The organism is Fusibacter sp. A1, from assembly GCF_004125825.1.
Classification (GTDB): domain Bacteria; phylum Bacillota; class Clostridia; order Peptostreptococcales; family Acidaminobacteraceae; genus QQWI01.
In genome coordinates, this window is sequence record NZ_QQWI01000003.1 from 1 (window position 1) to 16,757 (window position 16,757).

Annotated in this window: 16 protein-coding genes; all 16 read right to left on the reverse strand. The window is 43.0% G+C overall.

What is annotated here, in order from left to right; genetic code table 11:
- Nucleotides 1-559 precede the first annotated feature (559 nt).
- The 16 genes from lysS to DWB64_RS04090 all read right to left on the reverse strand — a co-directional run bounded on the left by lysS (nucleotide 560) and on the right by DWB64_RS04090 (nucleotide 16,584).
- Nucleotides 560-2,059 carry a lysine--tRNA ligase gene (gene lysS, locus DWB64_RS04015; RefSeq protein WP_371682596.1) on the reverse strand — a complete coding sequence of 500 codons (1,500 nt, stop codon included), beginning with the start codon at nucleotides 2,057-2,059 and terminating at the stop codon, nucleotides 560-562.
- A 30-nt stretch (nucleotides 2,060-2,089) separates the two neighbouring features.
- On the reverse strand, nucleotides 2,090-2,566 hold the full coding sequence (gene greA, locus DWB64_RS04020; RefSeq protein ID WP_129486914.1) for a transcription elongation factor GreA: 477 nt from the start codon (nucleotides 2,564-2,566) through the stop codon (nucleotides 2,090-2,092).
- A 176-nt stretch (nucleotides 2,567-2,742) separates the two neighbouring features.
- A complete protein-coding gene (gene dusB / locus DWB64_RS04025) occupies nucleotides 2,743-3,699 on the reverse strand; it encodes a tRNA dihydrouridine synthase DusB (RefSeq protein WP_129486915.1) in 957 nt (318 codons plus the stop codon).
- Between the two features lie 47 nt (nucleotides 3,700-3,746).
- Nucleotides 3,747-4,523: a type III pantothenate kinase gene (locus DWB64_RS04030; protein ID WP_129486916.1), complete on the reverse strand. Its 777-nt coding sequence runs from the start codon at nucleotides 4,521-4,523 to the stop codon at nucleotides 3,747-3,749.
- Between the two features lie 16 nt (nucleotides 4,524-4,539).
- Entirely contained in the window at nucleotides 4,540-5,502 is a 963-nt protein-coding gene (locus DWB64_RS04035) for a biotin--[acetyl-CoA-carboxylase] ligase (RefSeq protein WP_164980222.1), read from the reverse strand.
- A 93-nt stretch (nucleotides 5,503-5,595) separates the two neighbouring features.
- Nucleotides 5,596-6,849 (reverse strand): sodium ion-translocating decarboxylase subunit beta, encoded by a 1,254-nt coding sequence (locus DWB64_RS04040; RefSeq protein WP_171831351.1) that lies wholly within the window; start codon nucleotides 6,847-6,849, stop codon nucleotides 5,596-5,598.
- 30 nt (nucleotides 6,850-6,879) lie between these two features.
- Nucleotides 6,880-7,275 (reverse strand): biotin/lipoyl-containing protein, encoded by a 396-nt coding sequence (locus DWB64_RS04045; RefSeq protein ID WP_129486918.1) that lies wholly within the window; start codon nucleotides 7,273-7,275, stop codon nucleotides 6,880-6,882.
- Between the two features lie 17 nt (nucleotides 7,276-7,292).
- Nucleotides 7,293-7,694, reverse strand: coding sequence for an OadG family protein (locus DWB64_RS04050; RefSeq protein ID WP_129486919.1), 402 nt, complete (start codon nucleotides 7,692-7,694; stop codon nucleotides 7,293-7,295).
- 17 nt (nucleotides 7,695-7,711) lie between these two features.
- A complete protein-coding gene (locus tag DWB64_RS04055) occupies nucleotides 7,712-9,208 on the reverse strand; it encodes an acyl-CoA carboxylase subunit beta (protein WP_171831355.1) in 1,497 nt (498 codons plus the stop codon).
- A gap of 90 nt (nucleotides 9,209-9,298) precedes the next feature.
- Nucleotides 9,299-9,700, reverse strand: coding sequence for a methylmalonyl-CoA epimerase (gene mce, locus DWB64_RS04060; protein WP_171831352.1), 402 nt, complete (start codon nucleotides 9,698-9,700; stop codon nucleotides 9,299-9,301).
- Between the two features lie 12 nt (nucleotides 9,701-9,712).
- Complete coding sequence (gene meaB, locus DWB64_RS04065; RefSeq protein ID WP_129486922.1) at nucleotides 9,713-10,651, reverse strand: methylmalonyl Co-A mutase-associated GTPase MeaB; 939 nt, start codon at nucleotides 10,649-10,651, stop codon at nucleotides 9,713-9,715.
- Nucleotides 10,652-10,670: 19 nt separating this feature from the next.
- Nucleotides 10,671-11,066: a cobalamin B12-binding domain-containing protein gene (locus tag DWB64_RS04070; RefSeq protein WP_348983824.1), complete on the reverse strand. Its 396-nt coding sequence runs from the start codon at nucleotides 11,064-11,066 to the stop codon at nucleotides 10,671-10,673.
- Nucleotides 11,067-11,083: 17 nt separating this feature from the next.
- Nucleotides 11,084-12,760, reverse strand: coding sequence for a methylmalonyl-CoA mutase (locus tag DWB64_RS04075; RefSeq protein ID WP_129486924.1), 1,677 nt, complete (start codon nucleotides 12,758-12,760; stop codon nucleotides 11,084-11,086).
- Between the two features lie 383 nt (nucleotides 12,761-13,143).
- Nucleotides 13,144-14,646 (reverse strand): acetyl-CoA hydrolase/transferase family protein, encoded by a 1,503-nt coding sequence (locus DWB64_RS04080; protein ID WP_129486925.1) that lies wholly within the window; start codon nucleotides 14,644-14,646, stop codon nucleotides 13,144-13,146.
- 144 nt (nucleotides 14,647-14,790) lie between these two features.
- Nucleotides 14,791-15,123, reverse strand: coding sequence for a DUF3870 domain-containing protein (locus DWB64_RS04085; RefSeq protein ID WP_164980223.1), 333 nt, complete (start codon nucleotides 15,121-15,123; stop codon nucleotides 14,791-14,793).
- A 90-nt stretch (nucleotides 15,124-15,213) separates the two neighbouring features.
- The gene (locus DWB64_RS04090; RefSeq protein WP_129486927.1) at nucleotides 15,214-16,584 is read right to left on the reverse strand and encodes a hypothetical protein; all 1,371 of its coding nucleotides are present in this window, start codon (nucleotides 16,582-16,584) and stop codon (nucleotides 15,214-15,216) included.
- Nucleotides 16,585-16,757 lie beyond the last annotated feature (173 nt).

Here is a 16,757-nt window from a genome sequence, read left to right on the forward strand (position 1 = left end):
AACTCTTAATTAAAATAGTTTGTTTAACGTCTAGCGTTAATTATTTGTGATTTTTTTTGGTGCTTTTCTTGCACTCTAATTATCCATTGTCGCTTTCCAACTCGCCTATCGTTTATACGGGGCGGCTTATTGGAAGCGGGTACATTGTTCAGTTGTCATGGTTCATTGATCGTGAATTTTTCTTATTCACGACGCCCCACCGGCCAGTTGAACGTACTTTGTTCAACGAAGAGGTGATTAATTTTTCTTACTCGCAATTAAATTGTCTTGCCATCAACGCTTTGTTTCGGCAACTAGTACATAGTATCATCTAAGGCACTATGTCGTCAACACCTTTTTTCAATCTTTTATTCTTTTTTCAGCGCAACTTACTTTTACCCCGTTTTACTTTGAATTAACACAAAATTCATATTTTTTTACGTTTTTTTTCCGTCGGCGTTTCATCATCTTCAACTGCCCTTTCTAGGCCATTTTTGATATTATTCATATTTAACATTCTCTTTCAAATGCAAAAAGGAACTCATGATTAGACATGAGTTCCTTCAAATTTATTTGATAATTAATTTTGCTCAGGCTTCATTGTCGGGAATAGAATTACGTCTCTGATAGATGGTGAGTCTGTCAGTAGCATAATCATTCTATCAATACCTACACCTAAACCGCCTGTTGGAGGCAAGCCGACTTCAAGCGCGTTGATAAAGTCTTCGTCCATCATTTGAGCTTCGTCGTCGCCAGCTTCTCTTTGAGCCACTTGATGTTCGAATCTACCACGTTGATCGATCGCATCATTCAACTCAGAGAATGCATTTGCGATTTCCCAAGTGTTGATGAACGCTTCAAATCTATTTGTGATTCTTGGATCATCAGGGTTACGTTTTGCTAGTGGCGACACTTCTACTGGGTGATGTAGAACAAACGTAGGCTGAACCAGATCGGCTTCACAGAAAGCCTCAAACGCTTCGTTGACAAAATGACCCACTGTCAAGTGATCTGCTACATCAAGGTTAAGACGCTTTGCTTCAGCACGCGCTTCTTCATCTGTCAAAGCGTAGAAGTCAACACCTGTTTTTTCTTGTACCAAATCGTGCATCGATGCACGTCTCCAAGGCGGTGTTAAGTCTAGCTCAGTACCTTGATAATTGATTTTTAAAGTACCGTTCGCTTTTTCACAGCAGTACGCCACTAGATTTTCAGTCAGTTCCATCATGAACTCATAATCTTCATACGCGACATAGACTTCCATCGCAGTGTATTCCGGATTGTGTTTTACAGACATACCTTCGTTACGGAACATCTTACCCATTTCATAAACGCCATCAAAACCACCGACGATTAATCTTTTTAGGTATAGTTCATTTGCAATACGCATATACATGTCAATATCGAGAGAATTGTGATGAGTGACAAATGGTCTTGCAGAAGCTCCACCGACGATTGTGTTGAGTGTAGGAGTATCCACTTCGATATAACCTTTGTTATCTAGGAATTCACGAACCGCTTTTGTGATCAGGTTACGCTTGATGAATGTCTCTTTTACACCTGGATTTACAATTAAGTCGACATAACGCTGTCTATAACGTAAATCGTGGTCTTTTAATCCGTGGAATTTTTCAGGAAGAATTTGAAGTGACTTTGATAGAAGCTGGACTTCATTGGCTTTTACTGAAATTTCACCGACTTTTGTTTTAAAGACAACACCTTTAATTCCCATGATGTCACCGATATCTACTTTTTTGAACCATTCGAACTCTTCTTCTCCGATTCTGTCCAATCTGACATAACATTGAATTCTTCCATCCCTGTCAAGCAAATCGATAAAACCGGCTTTTCCTTGAATTCTCTTTGACATGATTCTGCCAGCGATACTTACTTCTTTATCTTCGTACTTTTCAAAATCCTCTTTGATCGCTGCACTGAAAGCATCTCGCTCGTATTTCTCGATTTTAAAAGGATCTCTCCCCGCTTCTTGTAACTGCTTCAATTTGTCGCGTCTCACCTGCAACAATTCATTAAGATTTAATTCTTCGCTCACTTTGCACCTCCGCTGGTTTAAATTTATTGAAGCCTTTGCAGTAGCAAAGGCTTCGTGTTATCTATGGATTTCTAAAATTTTAAGTTTAGTCACACCATCCGGTACCACGATTTCTACTGTTTCGCCGATACCTTTTCCAATAAGCGCTTCGCCAATAGGTGATTCGTTTGAAACTTTAAAGTTAAACGGATCAGCTTCTGTTGCGCCTACTATTGTATATTCTACTTCTTCATCGAATTCGAAATCAAATACTTTAACTACAGTACCTACAGATACGTGTTCCATATCGATTTCGCTCTCATCAATAACATGCGCGTTTCTTATGATATTTTCAAGCTTCAAGATACGTGCTTCAAGCTCTGCTTGTTCATTCTTCGCCTCATCGTATTCTGAGTTCTCACTGATATCGCCAAAAGCTCTAGCGTGTTTAATCTTTTCCGCTACTTCCTTACGTCTTACCGTTTTTAAAAGTTCGAGTTCCTGTTCTACTTTGTTGAACCCTTCATGCGTTAACACCACAGATTTATTCCCCATGTGATCTCTCCTTTAGTTTATTGAATAAGACTGAAACATAAGCCTAGCCTGTTAGTCCATCAAATTAATAATATCTGATCATGTAACAGGCTTATATGAGTAGTTGCAATCATTACATCGTACAATGATTCTAATGTTACTATTATAGAGTAGTTAAAGTGCCATGTCAAGCCGACTTAAAGTAGCGATCTGAGCAGTGTCGACAACTCTTCCTTAGTAGATGCCTTGTTGATTTGAGCTCTTATGTTGGCAGAGTTCTTGATTCCTTTCAAGTACCAGGCCGAATGTTTTCTCATTTCCATCACAGCGACATGTTCTGGCTTATATTCAGTCATCCAGTTCAATTGTTTTTCAATCAACAGGATTCGTTCTTCAAGGCACGGATCAGGCTTATAGGTTCCTGTCTTTAAGTAATCGTTTATCTGCTCGAACAACCAAGGTCTCCCCTGCACTCCCCTGCCTATCATGATGCCATCGCAGCCTGTCAGTTCAACAATCGATTTGGCGTCTTCCGGTGTGAAGATATCGCCATTTCCGATGACGGGGATGGCTACCGCTTCTTTCACGCTTTTTATGATTGTCCAGTCCGCTTTACCAGAATAGTATTGCTCACGGGTTCTACCGTGTACAGTGATGGCATCCGCACCGGCAGCTTCCATCATCTTGGCAAACTCAACCGCATTGATATGCTCATCATCCCACCCTTTTCTAAACTTTACCGTTACCGGTTTTTTAGAAACCGCTTTGACCGCACTAACAATCTCAGCTGCGAGTCTAGGGTCTTTCATCAAAGCGGAACCATCACCGTTTTTCACGATTTTTGGTGCGGGACAGCCCATGTTGATATCCAAAATATCAAAGGGATGGTCATTTAAGACCTCTTCTGTGACTTGAGCCATCGTGTCAGGTTCTGAACCGAAAATCTGTAGCGCAAGGGGCCTTTCCTCTGGATGGACCTCCATGTATTTGAATGTCCTCTTGTCTCTATAACTTAAGGCTTTTGCGCTTATCATCTCTGTTACGACTACAGGACACCCGAACTCTTTGCAGATTTTTCGAAATGCCAGATCCGTCACTCCAGCCATAGGCGCCAGCCATATGTTCCCATCAAGGGTTACTGATCCAATTTTCATTTTTACTCCTTACAAAAAACCAAGGCAGTGCATACCTTGGCCCTTTATTACTTATTCATCATATAGATTGTGTATAGTCCGTCAAGGGTCAGATGTCGATCAACCGTATTGATCGTTTCTGAATCCGTCGCCACCATGGAGGAGAGCCCTCCTGTTGCTATTACAGGTATATCGCCATCATAATGCATCTCTGATTTCATTCTTCTCACGATATAGTCGACAGCACCAATGTTTCCGTAGATCAGCCCCGCTTGTATGCTCTGTGTCGTGTTTTTACATATGATCTTATTGGGCTTTTCAAGTTCCACACGTGTAAGTTTAGCAGCCCTATTCGTAAGCGCTTCACTTGAGACCTTAACACCCGGCATGATCGCACCACCAAGATATTCACATTTTTCATTGATCGCACAAAACGTCGTAGCGGTTCCGAAATCGACGATAATCACAGGTCCGCCATATTTTTTAAACGCAGATACACCGTTTACGATCCTATCCGCTCCGACTTGACGTGGGTTGTCGTATTTGATGTTCATTCCAGTCTTCACGCCCGGTCCGATGACAAGCGCTTTCACATTACAATATTTAATTGCCATGTGTTGCAATGAATACATGATCGAGGGTACAACAGACGATATGATCACCGCTTTAACTTCAGTAAGTTGAAGACCATGATAACCGAACAACTGGTGTACGATCATTCCGATTTCATCAGATGTTTTTGATTTGTCTGTCGAGATACGCCACTGATGCTTCAGTTCGCCGCTTTCCTCATTAAACACACCGAGTACTACATTAGTATTTCCAACATCGAATGCCAATAGCATAAGTCACCTCTGTTTTCTATTTTATACGAACACTGACTTCACCATAGTAAAGGGTTGTCTCTGTTCCGTCATTTTCAGTTATTATCAGTTCACCAAACTCGTTTATTTCTTTTGCCAGTGCTGTTCTTGTAAACTCTCCCAAGATGACGTTTATCTCTCTTGATACAAGAACGGAGCGTTCGTTGATCAACTTCACAACGGACTTCAACGACAGGTCCTTAAGAAACTGTGCATAATGAGCTTCGAACCGATTAAGAAACGCGCGTAGTAAATCAAATCGACTCACTTCAATGCCAGTTTCTATTCTAAGCGATGTGGCGATCGCGCTGATCTCGTCTGCAAAAGTCTCTTGATTGACATTTAGCCCTATACCAATTACCACATACTGCACAGCGCTCAGTTCTGCCGACATTTCTGTCAGTATGCCGCATACTTTTTTTTCGCCGATGAGCAGGTCATTGGGCCATTTTATCTTTACTTTTAGAGCTAGAACTTCCTCTATCGCCTCGAGCATCGCAACAGCTGCGACCTGTGTGAGCATGGACGCGCCTGCGGGCCTGATACTTGGTCTTAACAGAATTGATTGCCACAATCCTACTCCAGGAGTCGATACCCAAGTTCTACCTAGTCTCCCCCTACCTGCAGTCTGTTCATTTGCCACAACAATCGCTGTGTCCATTTGATCTGAATTTGCTTTCAAGTAGCTGTTTGTTGAAGGGATGCTTTCAAAAAACAGCGCCTTCTTTATAAAATCATGTTCTTCGATGAGCACTTCAAGAGCCGCTTGGCTTATCGTACTACCGACAGTGAGCTTATAACCCTTTCGATGAACTGAACTTATGTCATATCCTTCTTCTTTTAAGCTGTTGATATGTTTGTGAATAGACTGTCTGGATACCTCGCAAATTGCAGATAGCTCTTGACCGGTCGTATACGAATCTCTATGTTCCAATAAATAACCAAGTATTTTTGACTTCATCATCCACCTCCATATGCCATGTTCATTATAGCCCAACTTCTCATAATTGTCACATATAAAGAAAAAAGGTGTCCCTAAGGACACCAAATATCTTTAACTGCCAAACAGTGTTAAAAGTACACCGGCTGCTACTGCAGACCCGATAACTCCAGCAACGTTTGGACCCATCGCATGCATCAATAAGAAGTTAGATGGATTTTCTTTTTGACCTACAACTTGTGAAACCCTTGCTGCCATAGGTACAGCGGATACGCCCGCCGATCCTATAAGCGGATTGAGAGTACCACCAGAAAGTTTGTTCATTAATTTGGCTAAAAGAACGCCCGCAGCAGTACCGACAGCAAATGCCGTTACGCCAAGGATAATGATTTTAATGGTATCCCATTGTAAAAAAGTATCCGCTTGCGCTGTCGCACCAACAGTCACACCTAAGAAGATCGTGACGATATTGATCAGTGCGTTTTTAGCTGTATCTTCAAGTCTTGCAGTCACACCACATTCTCTGAATAGGTTTCCTAGCATCAACATGCCGACAAGGGCAGTTGCTGGTGGAACCATCAGTGAAACGATGATTGTAACGGCGATAGGGAAGATGATCTTCTCTGTTTTAGAAACTTGTCTTAACTGACTCATTTTAATCTGACGTTCCGCTTTTGTTGTAAGCGCCTTCATGATCGGCGGTTGAATAACTGGAACAAGTGCCATGTATGAGTATGCTGCAACTGCTATCGCACCCAATAAGTGAGGTGCAAGCTTAGAAGCTAGGAAAATCGCAGTCGGTCCGTCAGCACCACCGATGATACCGATAGCACCTGCTTCAGGGCCTGTAAATCCTAACAGCAAGGCTCCGATAAAGGTAAAGAAGATACCGAATTGAGCCGCTGCTCCTAAAAGTACCGCTTTGGGATTTGCAATAAGCGGACCGAAGTCAGTCATCGCACCTACACCCATGAAAATGAGTGGTGGGAAAATCCCAAGCTTAACCCCTTGATAGAGGTAGAAGAACAAACCGCCTACACTTTTGATACCAGTATAAGCATGTAATTCGGCGGCGCCGACGAGTCCTTCTTGCACAACTAGTTCATTGATGATCGGCATAGCTGAATCTTTATGGTCCAAGATAGCCAGCATCGGCTTCATCATCATATTGCCAAGCGGCATATTCGTCAGTAGCATACCAAAAGCGATTGGAACCAGTAGTAGGGGTTCAAATCCTTTTTTGATGGCAAGCCACAAGAGTAAGCACGCAACGGCAATCATAGTAAGTGAACCGAAATCTACTGCGCCATCAAAGAATAGGCTGTAGACACCAGAACTTTTAAAGAAATCTATGAAAGCTTGTAACATTAATGCATCTCCTTTCTGTCAGTAGATGTATTAACCTAATACGATTAATACATCGCCAGCGTTGACAGATGCACCTTTAGTCGCGTTGATCGATACAACTTTACCAGCTGCTGGAGCCATGATTTCATTCTCCATTTTCATTGCTTCAAGAATAAGTAGAACATCGCCGTTGCCGACAGTGTCGCCAACTGCTACTTTAATGTCAAGTACCGTACCTGGCATTGGAGCATTAATTGTATTAGCGCCCGCTGGAACTGCTGCTGGAGCTGCTTGCGCAGGTTTAGCTTGGGCAGGAGCCGCTTGCACAGGAGCCGCTGCTCTTGGTGCTGCCGCTCTTGGTGCTGGTGCGCTCATTGCTGGTGCGCCGATTTCTTCAACTTCTACTTCGTATGCTTTACCGTTTACTGTAATATTAAACTTTCTCATGGTGTTAAGCCTCCCAATTAAAATCTTGCGTTCATTTGGTCTACGCGACCTTTACTAGCCCATGCAGGTGTCTCATCAGGAATTCTGACGATATTTTTAACAACCACATTGTGAATCGACGTTTTTAGTGATGCGGCAATTGCTGCTGTTATTACCGCAATCAGTTCATCGTTGTCTTCTGTTTCTTCAACAACAACTGATTTAACCGTAGCGGGTTCGTGTTTAACAACTTGAACCGCTTGCTTTGGTTGTTTAACGATTAGTTTTGTCATCACTACTATAGCACCCCATAATATGAGAAGTGCCAAGACTGTGATTGTCATACCGATTAATGTCACCATAAGACCTGCTGTAAGTTTATCGCCTACAGTCATTGTCTCGAGTAGTGCTGGGTCTGACAATTTGTTAATTAAATCCATAGTCTCACCTCGTCATCTTATAGAGGGATATTACCGTGCTTTTTGCCCGGTCTCGTTTCACGTTTACCAGCTAACATATCAAACGCGTCAATCAATCTTGGTCTAGATGCACTTGGTTCAATCACATCATCAACAAAACCTCTTTCAGCTGCTTTGTATGGTGTAGCAAACTCATTCGTATATTCCTCGATTTTTTCTTGTCTTTTTGCCACTGGATCAGTTGCATCTTTAATGTCGTTTCTGAAAATGATATTAGCTGCACCTTGAGGACCCATTACAGCAATTTCTGCAGTCGGCCAAGCAAGAACCACATCTGCACCTAGTTCTTTCGAACACATCGCCAGGTATGAACCACCATAAGCTTTTCTAGTGATCAGTGTAATCTTTGGTACTGTCGCTTCACTGTATGCATAAAGCATCTTAGCGCCGTGACGGATAATTCCGCCGTACTCTTGTGTCGAACCAGGTAAGAAACCAGGCACATCGACGATGTTTAAAATAGGTATGTTGAACGCGTCACAAGTTCTAACAAATCTAGCTGATTTGTCAGATGCGTTGACATCCAAGCAACCCGCAAGCACTTTAGGCTGGTTGGCGATGATACCTACCGATTGTCCGTTAAGTCTTGCATAACCAGTCACGATATTTTGTGCAAAGTAGGGTTGAACTTCCATGAAGTCACCGTTGTCTACAATCGCACGAATTACATCAAGAACGTCATATGGTTTGTTCGGATTATCAGGGATAATCGTATCTAGCGCTTCAGCAATGCTGTTTATGTCGCCAGCTTCCATGATAGGAGCAGTTTCCATATTGTTTGAAGGCAAGAAGCTAAGTAATCTTCTGATATCTGCGATACACACTTCATCATTTTGAGCTACAAAGTGGGCAACACCAGATGTTCTATTGTGTGTCATCGCACCACCAAGAGCTTCTGCTGTAACTTCTTCACCAGTTACTGTTTTGATAACTTGTGGACCTGTGATAAACATTTGTGATGTTTGATCTACCATGAAGATAAAATCATTAAGCGCTGGTGAGTAAACCGCACCACCTGCACATGGTCCCATGATTGCAGTGATTTGTGGAATAACACCAGATGCGATTGTGTTCTTGAAGAAGATCTTGCCATATCCAGATAAAGCGTCTACCGCTTCTTGGATACGAGCTCCACCTGAATCGTTAAGGCCGACTACTGGAGCGCCTACTTTAAGAGCGTTATCAAGTACCTTGCAGATTTTGTTCGCATGCATTTCGCCAAGTGAACCACCGACTACTGTAAAGTCTTGAGCAAAGGAATAAACCAATCTGCCATCTACCTTACCATAACCTGTGACACACCCCTCAGCCGGAGCATCCACTTTTTCCATACCAAAGTTAGTACATCTGTGCTTCACAAACGCATCAAGTTCAACAAAAGTTCCTTCATCAAATAATAGGTTGATACGCTCTCTAGCAGTCAGCTTACCACTTTTGTGTTGCTTTTCGATACGTTTTTCGCCGCCGCCCATCATGATTCTGTTTTTTTCTTGGCGTAGCTTTTCGAGTTTCTTAAGTGTTTCAGACAATGTGTTTACCTCCAGGTTCAAATCGACTTGAATCGATTATCTTTCCGACAATTCAACTAACACGCGGTTTGAGCTTTTAGGATGGACAAAAGCGATCTTTGCTCCACCTGCGCCGTAACGTGGTTTTTCGTCGATCATTCTCATGCCCTTATCGAGCATGTGCTGAATTGCTTCTTCAATGTTTTCTACTTTGAAAGCGATGTGTTGCATGCCTTCTCCATTTTTTTCAATGAATTTAGCGATAGGACCGTCTTCAGATGTCGATTCCAAAAGCTCGACTTCTGTATCACCGATCGGTAAAAAAGCGACTCTTACCTTTTGCTCTTCCACTGTTTCAGTACCTTGACATTCGAGGCCTAGTACTTCTGTGTAAAACTTAAGTGTCTCATCAAGATTTTTAACTGCAATACCAATATGGTCTACCTTTAAAGCTTTCATGATTCCTCCTCGTTAAAACTGTGATTTAATGGTGCTTAAAATCTGTTCGGTGGCTGTGTAGGGATTGTTCTTCCTATGTGCCACTTGCTCAGATAAATCATCTACTATTTTGTGATACTCCTCATTGTGCAGCATCGATTTCAAGACATGTTCCTTTACAAGTTCGATAATCTCCGATTTAGCATTCGCTTTTCTTCGTTTAGTGAACTCTCCTGTTTCATGCATGTAATCCCTGTGCGAGTGAATCGCTATCAAAAGATTGTCGATTCCTTCGTTTTTTATGGCAATGACCAGTTCCACAGGTGGACGCCAGTCTTCTTTCCCAAAATCAAGCATCATGTTGATCTCACGGGCTGTCTTATTGGCACCATCCCTATCCGCCTTGTTGACGGCAAAGACATCACCGATTTCCATCACACCGGCCTTGATCGCCTGAATATCATCACCAAGTCCCGGTACCATCACCATCACTGTCGTATCACAAGTTTTTACAATGTCGATTTCGGATTGTCCCACACCGACAGTTTCTATGAAGATATAGTCCGCTCCATAGATATCAAGAATTTTCACCGCAGCTGCTGTGGATTCGGATATTCCGCCTAGATGCCCTCTGGCACCCATCGAACGTATGAACACGCCCGGGTCGGTACTCACTTCTCCCATTCTGATTCTGTCACCGAGAATCGCACCACCCGAAAACGGACTGGTAGGATCGATGGCGACAACAGCCACTGTTTTTCCTGTTGTACGAATCGCTTTGACAAGCTTGTCCGTCAGCGTACTTTTTCCGGCTCCAGGAGGTCCTGTGATGCCGATAACATACGCATTTCCGGATTCATGATACATTTCCTTTAGCAAATCGTAAGCCTGAGGATCTTTATTTTCCACTAAGGTAATCAGACGAGCTGCCGCTCGTCTGTCACCGCTGAGTAACCTTTCTTTAAGGTTCATATCATCACCCTTTTGGGTTCTACTTCACGTTTGCGCGAATAAAGTCGATTGTTACAGTAGTCGGCGTGCCTGGAGTGAATACTTCGGCAATACCGCTTTCTTTTAAGAAAGGAATGTCTTCATCTGGAATTACACCGCCACCAATGACTAAAATGTCAGAAGCGTCTTCAGCTTTTAGCATATCGACAACTTTTGGTAGTAATGTATTGTGGGCTCCTGAAAGAATCGAAAGAGCGACACAATCAACATCCTCTTGAATCGCCGCACTGACGATTTGTTCTGCAGTTTGTCTAAGACCTGTATAGATAACTTCCATACCAGCATCTCTAAGCGCTCTAGCGATTACTTTTGCGCCTCTATCGTGACCGTCCAAACCAGGTTTGGCAACTAATACTCTAATTGGTCTATCCATGATATCTCCTCCGTAGGTTCCTATACATTAACGCTTTGCTGATATTCACCAAAGACTTCACGCATAACACCACAGATTTCTCCGAGTGTCGCATATGTTTTAACCGCTTCTAAGATAAATGGCATAACGTTGTCATCGCCTTCGCATGCCACTTTAAGTGCGGCAAGTGTTTCTTCCACTCGAGCGTTGTCACGTTCTGCACGAAGTTTCTTAAGCTTGATTTTTGCGTTTTCACCTACGATAGGATCAACTCTCAACAAGTCTTTTGGCGATTCTTCTTCAACTTGGAATTTATTCATACCGACAACGATGACTTTGCCTGTTTCAACATCCTTCTGATATTGATAAGCGGCGTCCATGATCTCTTCTTGAATATAACCAGCATCAATCGCTTTTGTAGCGCCACCGAGATCGTCGATTTTTTTGATGTATTCCATCGCCTTATTGGCAATTTCATCAGTTTTAGCTTCAATGTAGTACGAACCTGCAAGTGGATCTACAGTATTTGTCACACCTGACTCGAAAGCGACCACTTGTTGTGTACGAAGTGCCGTTCTAACAGAAGCTTCTGTTGGAAGCGCAAGCGCCTCGTCTTTTGAGTTTGTGTGTAATGATTGTGTGCCACCAAGAACAGCAGCAAGTGTCTGAATGGCAACACGTACGATGTTGTTCTCAGTTTGCTGTGCAGTTAGTGTAGAACCACCAGTTTGCGTGTGGAACTTAAGCTGCATGGATTTTGGATCTTTTGCGCCGTAACGCTCTTTCATGATCCTTGCCCATAGCTTTCTTGCAGCGCGGTATTTGGCAACCTCTTCTAAAAGATCGTTATGCGCATTAAAGAAGAATGAAAGTCTTGGAGCGAACGTATCCACATCAAGGCCCGCTTTAATTGCAGCGTCTACGTATGCGATACCGTCAGCAAGTGTGAAACCGACTTCTTGAGCAGCTGTTGAACCAGCTTCTCTAATATGGTAACCGGAAATACTGATCGTGTTCCATAGCGGCACATTTGTCGAGCAGTATTCAAAAATATTTGTAATTAGTCTCATCGACTCTTCTGTTGGGAAGATATAAGTTCCACGAGCGATGTACTCTTTTAAGATATCGTTTTGAATTGTCCCTCTGAGTTTTTCAGCAGATACGCCTTGCTTTTCAGCAACAGCGATATACATTGCAAGAAGAACTGCAGCAGGAGCGTTGATTGTCATTGATGTCGATACTTTATCAAGCGGTAAGCCATCAAAGAGAATTTCCATATCCGCAAGTGAATCGATGGCAACGCCGACTTTACCTACTTCACCTTCAGCAAGTGAGTGGTCTGAATCGTAACCGATTTGAGTCGGTAAGTCGAATGCGACAGATAGTCCCATAGAACCTTGCTCAACCAAGTACTTGTATCGTTTGTTAGAAGCTTCTGCAGTAGCAAAGCCTGCATACATTCTCATCGTCCAAAGTCTACCGCGGTACATGTTAGGTTGTACGCCGCGAGTATATGGATATGAGCCAGGCATGCCTAAGTCATTCGCGTAATCGAAGTTCTCGATATCATGCGGGCCGTACACGCGTTTTACTGGATCTCCAGATATCGTCACAAACTCACTGTAACGTTCCGGTCTCTTTTCTAGTGATGCTTTAACCTTTTCTTCGAAAGCGTCAAATTGCGATCTGACACTAGCGATTTTCTCTTTATCGAACATTGGTATGCCTCCTTAGGAATAGTTCCTTTTAATACCCAATATAGCATATCATATTGGTTGTTAATGTGAATGTTTTTTCACAAAATATGCTTGTATACTTTTTGACAATCTGTATTTAAAAAAACACTTGAAACCTTTTAAAAAAACGTTTGCCAATGTTTCATGAGCACAACCAATTGACGCTCATGCTTATTATATATAGTTTTCTTTTACAGTGCCATAGATTTGAGAATATCCTTCGATAATAAAGTAAGTTACACAGACCGCTTAACTTAATTATAATATGCAAGCTTCTCAAATTGCATTATAAAGATTAGCAGCTGGTGCCTTCCTATTATTTTGTTTTGATGTTGTAACATGTATTTAGAGGCTGTAACATTTGGCTATTTGCTTAGCTTCATCGAGCCCGTTTTCAAGAAACGTTCATGCCAGGAAAGCGCCTCGCCTATCACATGCGGCTGATGCTTGAACTTTCCTTCTCTGGCTCTAGTCAGGTAGTCTCTCAACATAGGTCTGTAATCCGGATGAGCGCAGTTTTCGATAATCGCCTCAGCTCGTTCTATCGGATTAAGTCCCCTTAGGTCAGCAAGTCCAATCTCTGTGACTACAACTGAAACATCATGTTCAGTGTGGTCTATGTGAGACGCCTTAGGAACGATTGATGAAATATCGCCTCCCTTGGCTGTAGAAACCGTTGTGAATATCGAAAGATATGCGTTTCTTGTAAAATCACCGGAACCGCCTATGCCGTTCATCATTCTTGAACCCATGATATTCGTTGAGTTTACATGACCGTAGATATCAAATTCGATTGCCGTGTTCATTGCAATGACACCCAGTCTTCTTGCCACCTCAGGATGGTTTGATATCTCCATAGGTCTCAAAATACAATGTTTAGCATAGTGATCTATGTTGTCCATCAGTCTGACTAGACCTTCTGACGATGGTGTGAATGAAGTACCAGAAGCCACTGTGACTTTACCTGCATCGATTAGGTCGAACATGGAATCCTGAATGACTTCTGTATAACAGGTCAAGTCAGTGAAGTCCGATTCGACCAGTCCGCCAAGCACTGCATTGGCAACTGATCCAACACCTGATTGAAGAGGCAGTAGGTTCTCAGGCAATCTGCCCGCTTTAACCTCGTCTTTTAGAAACTTGATGATATGTGCAGATATCGCCTTAGAATCTTCATCGATCGCTCCAAGGGGTCTGACATTATCCTGAACATCGCAGAAAACGATCGCAGCGATTTTATCAGGGTCACATGGAATATAAGTCGTACCTATGCGGTCTCCTGAATGTTCAATTGGAATCGGCTTTCTAAAAGGCGGTTTTTCGGTAAAGTAGATGTCATGAACACCCTCAAGCGCCATCGGTTGAGATGTGTTTATCTCGATGATCACCTTATCGGCATGTTTGATCGCCTGAGGCGAGATTCCGACTGAAGTGGACGGCACGATTCCACCATCCTCATTGATCGCTATCGCTTCTACGATTGCGATGTCGATTTTTCCGAAAAATCCATATTCGATAAACTGCGGCACATGTGAAAGATGCATATCCTGATAACAGACAGATCCATCATTGATCGCATTTCTACTGGCGGTATTCGTTTGATAAGGAAACCTTCTTTTTAACACGCCTGTCCTCGAAAGTTCTCCATCAAGTTCATCACCTACCGACGCACCTGTGATCAGTGTCACACCGATTTTTTCGCCTTTTTCAGCACGGTTTGCAAGCGCTTTGGGAACCGCCTTCGGGTAACCAGAAGGTGTGAATCCGCTTGTTGCAAGCGTCATTCCGTCTTTAATCATCATCGCCGCTTCTTCGGCGGTCATCACTTTCGATTTAAGCGCTTCACTTCTTATACGAGTATAATCCATCCTTAACCTCCATCATAAATCATGTGTTCAAGCACCTTGAATAAAAAAAGAGTCAGTGGTTTTCTTGTTGAAAACCTCCGACTCTCGACTGCGTGGGTTCAGCACTAGGGTAGTAGCGCCTGTACACAGTCCGTCATTTGAATGCTATTCATCTATCGTTTCTTTGTTCTTTAGAATGTTCTGGTACTTTTCGTTGATAATCTTCAGGGAAGAAAGCAGGGCTTTTCTGGCGGAACCGTGATACCTCTCAGTAAACGCCTTTTCAATCGATTCAAGATCGAGAATGCTTTTTCCGACGATCAGTTCCTTCACGAATTGCCTAGCCACCGTGGTGACTAGCGAACAGTCGACATCGGTGATCAGTCCTGTTTCCCTGTCAAGGAGAACACCTACTGCGATAACCGTGTACAGCTCTGTTGCTGTGATCCCCTGTGGTAATTTTGCATACCCTGTAACAAAGATGATATTTTCATTCAAGGTGTCTTCCTCCAATCGTACATGAAACTTATACACTGAACCATATAGCCATTTTAACAATTAAATCAGCAATTTAAAACCCCATTCATGCTACATCGGCAGCTTATGAAGGATGATTGTGAAGATTACCATTCCTAAAAGGGCGAACGGGTACGTCGCTCCATAACCTGCAGCCGGATCATCGCTGTCTACAGCGTCGATCGCAGCTCCAAGACCAGGAGTCGATGTCATTCCTCCACAAATTGCTCCCGAAAGCATGATCCAATTGATTTTGAAAATATAGTGTCCGACGATAAAACCAACTGTCATCGCTACAAAGCCTACAACAAGGGCCACTACAGCAAGTAGCCAGCCGTCTCCGAGAAGAGCGTCGAATACTTTGAAACCGTATCTGAGGCCGACTACACCAAGGAAGAACGCTAAGGAAAGCTGTCTTACCACACCCAGTATTTTAGAGTTCATTCTGAATGTGACAGGACCGATCTTGCCGATGTAACCTAAGATCAACGAACCGATCAATACTCCACCTGTAGCTCCTAGACTGAAATCACCGAGGAAGCCCATTTTTATCTTGATCATCCCTAGGGTATAACCGAAGAAACATGCAATGGCGAAAGCGATCAGATCAAAGGATGCTTCGGGAATCTCCCTGGCGCCATGACCATTTTTCGCCTCTTCCATTTCAAGCTTGAAGGCCTTATGCTCCTCTTCAACATTGATACGGAACATTTTAGGAAGGAAGTTCACCGCGATGATCACAATCAGGACGCCAAAAGGATACCCGATAGCATGTCCTACGCCGATTCCCGCCTGAGCGTTGGTGATGTACTGCTTTTGCTGTTCCGCGGATAGACTTGGAGTGTTTTCAGGAGTAAGCGCTCCCGTCTTATCCAAGCGATCAAGCATTTTAGCCTTTTTCTCATCCGAAAGCGTGTCATATTCAGCTACAGCTTCTGTGGAGTGCGCTTGAGCGGTCTCAATCGCTGCCGCAAGTCCAGGAGAAGAAGTCAAGGCTCCTGTGTAAACGCCCGATACTTCATAAGGATTAGAGCCGCTACTTACGAATGTCATTCCATAAGTCGCCGCAGCGCCTACCGCTGTGATCAGAACGCCTAGGATAATGAACTTAACACCATACTTCTTCAGTACCACAGCCATATCTTTCGCCGCCAGCAGACCGACAGCCGCTACGAAAAGAATTAGAAAAATAGTAAAGAATTCCTTAGGAATAACTCCTGCAGAGATTAATTTAGAAGCAGATTTGAATGCTGTGTCGGATTCTCCAAATTGCTTGGCATATCCCATTGCCAACCAACCTAAGATGAGTCCTGTGAAAAGTGTGCCGGAAACTCCAAAATTGAATTTTCCAAATTTGATTTTGCCGAATAATAGACCTGTGAATACCGCTACGAACATCAGCACGTAAGGATTCATCAACCAACCTATAAAATCGAAACTCATGCTAAAACCTCCTCTTTGTCTATTGGCCAGTCCCCCCGACCATTTTGAAGTGCAAGATGTCAGCCTCGCGAAAGCCAACAAAAAAGCACAGTACTTACCCTTTTTTAGGATTAGTACTGCGCTTTCAATAAGGCAAGCAGGTAAGGTCGTTACCTACAACTCATTAAAAAGTA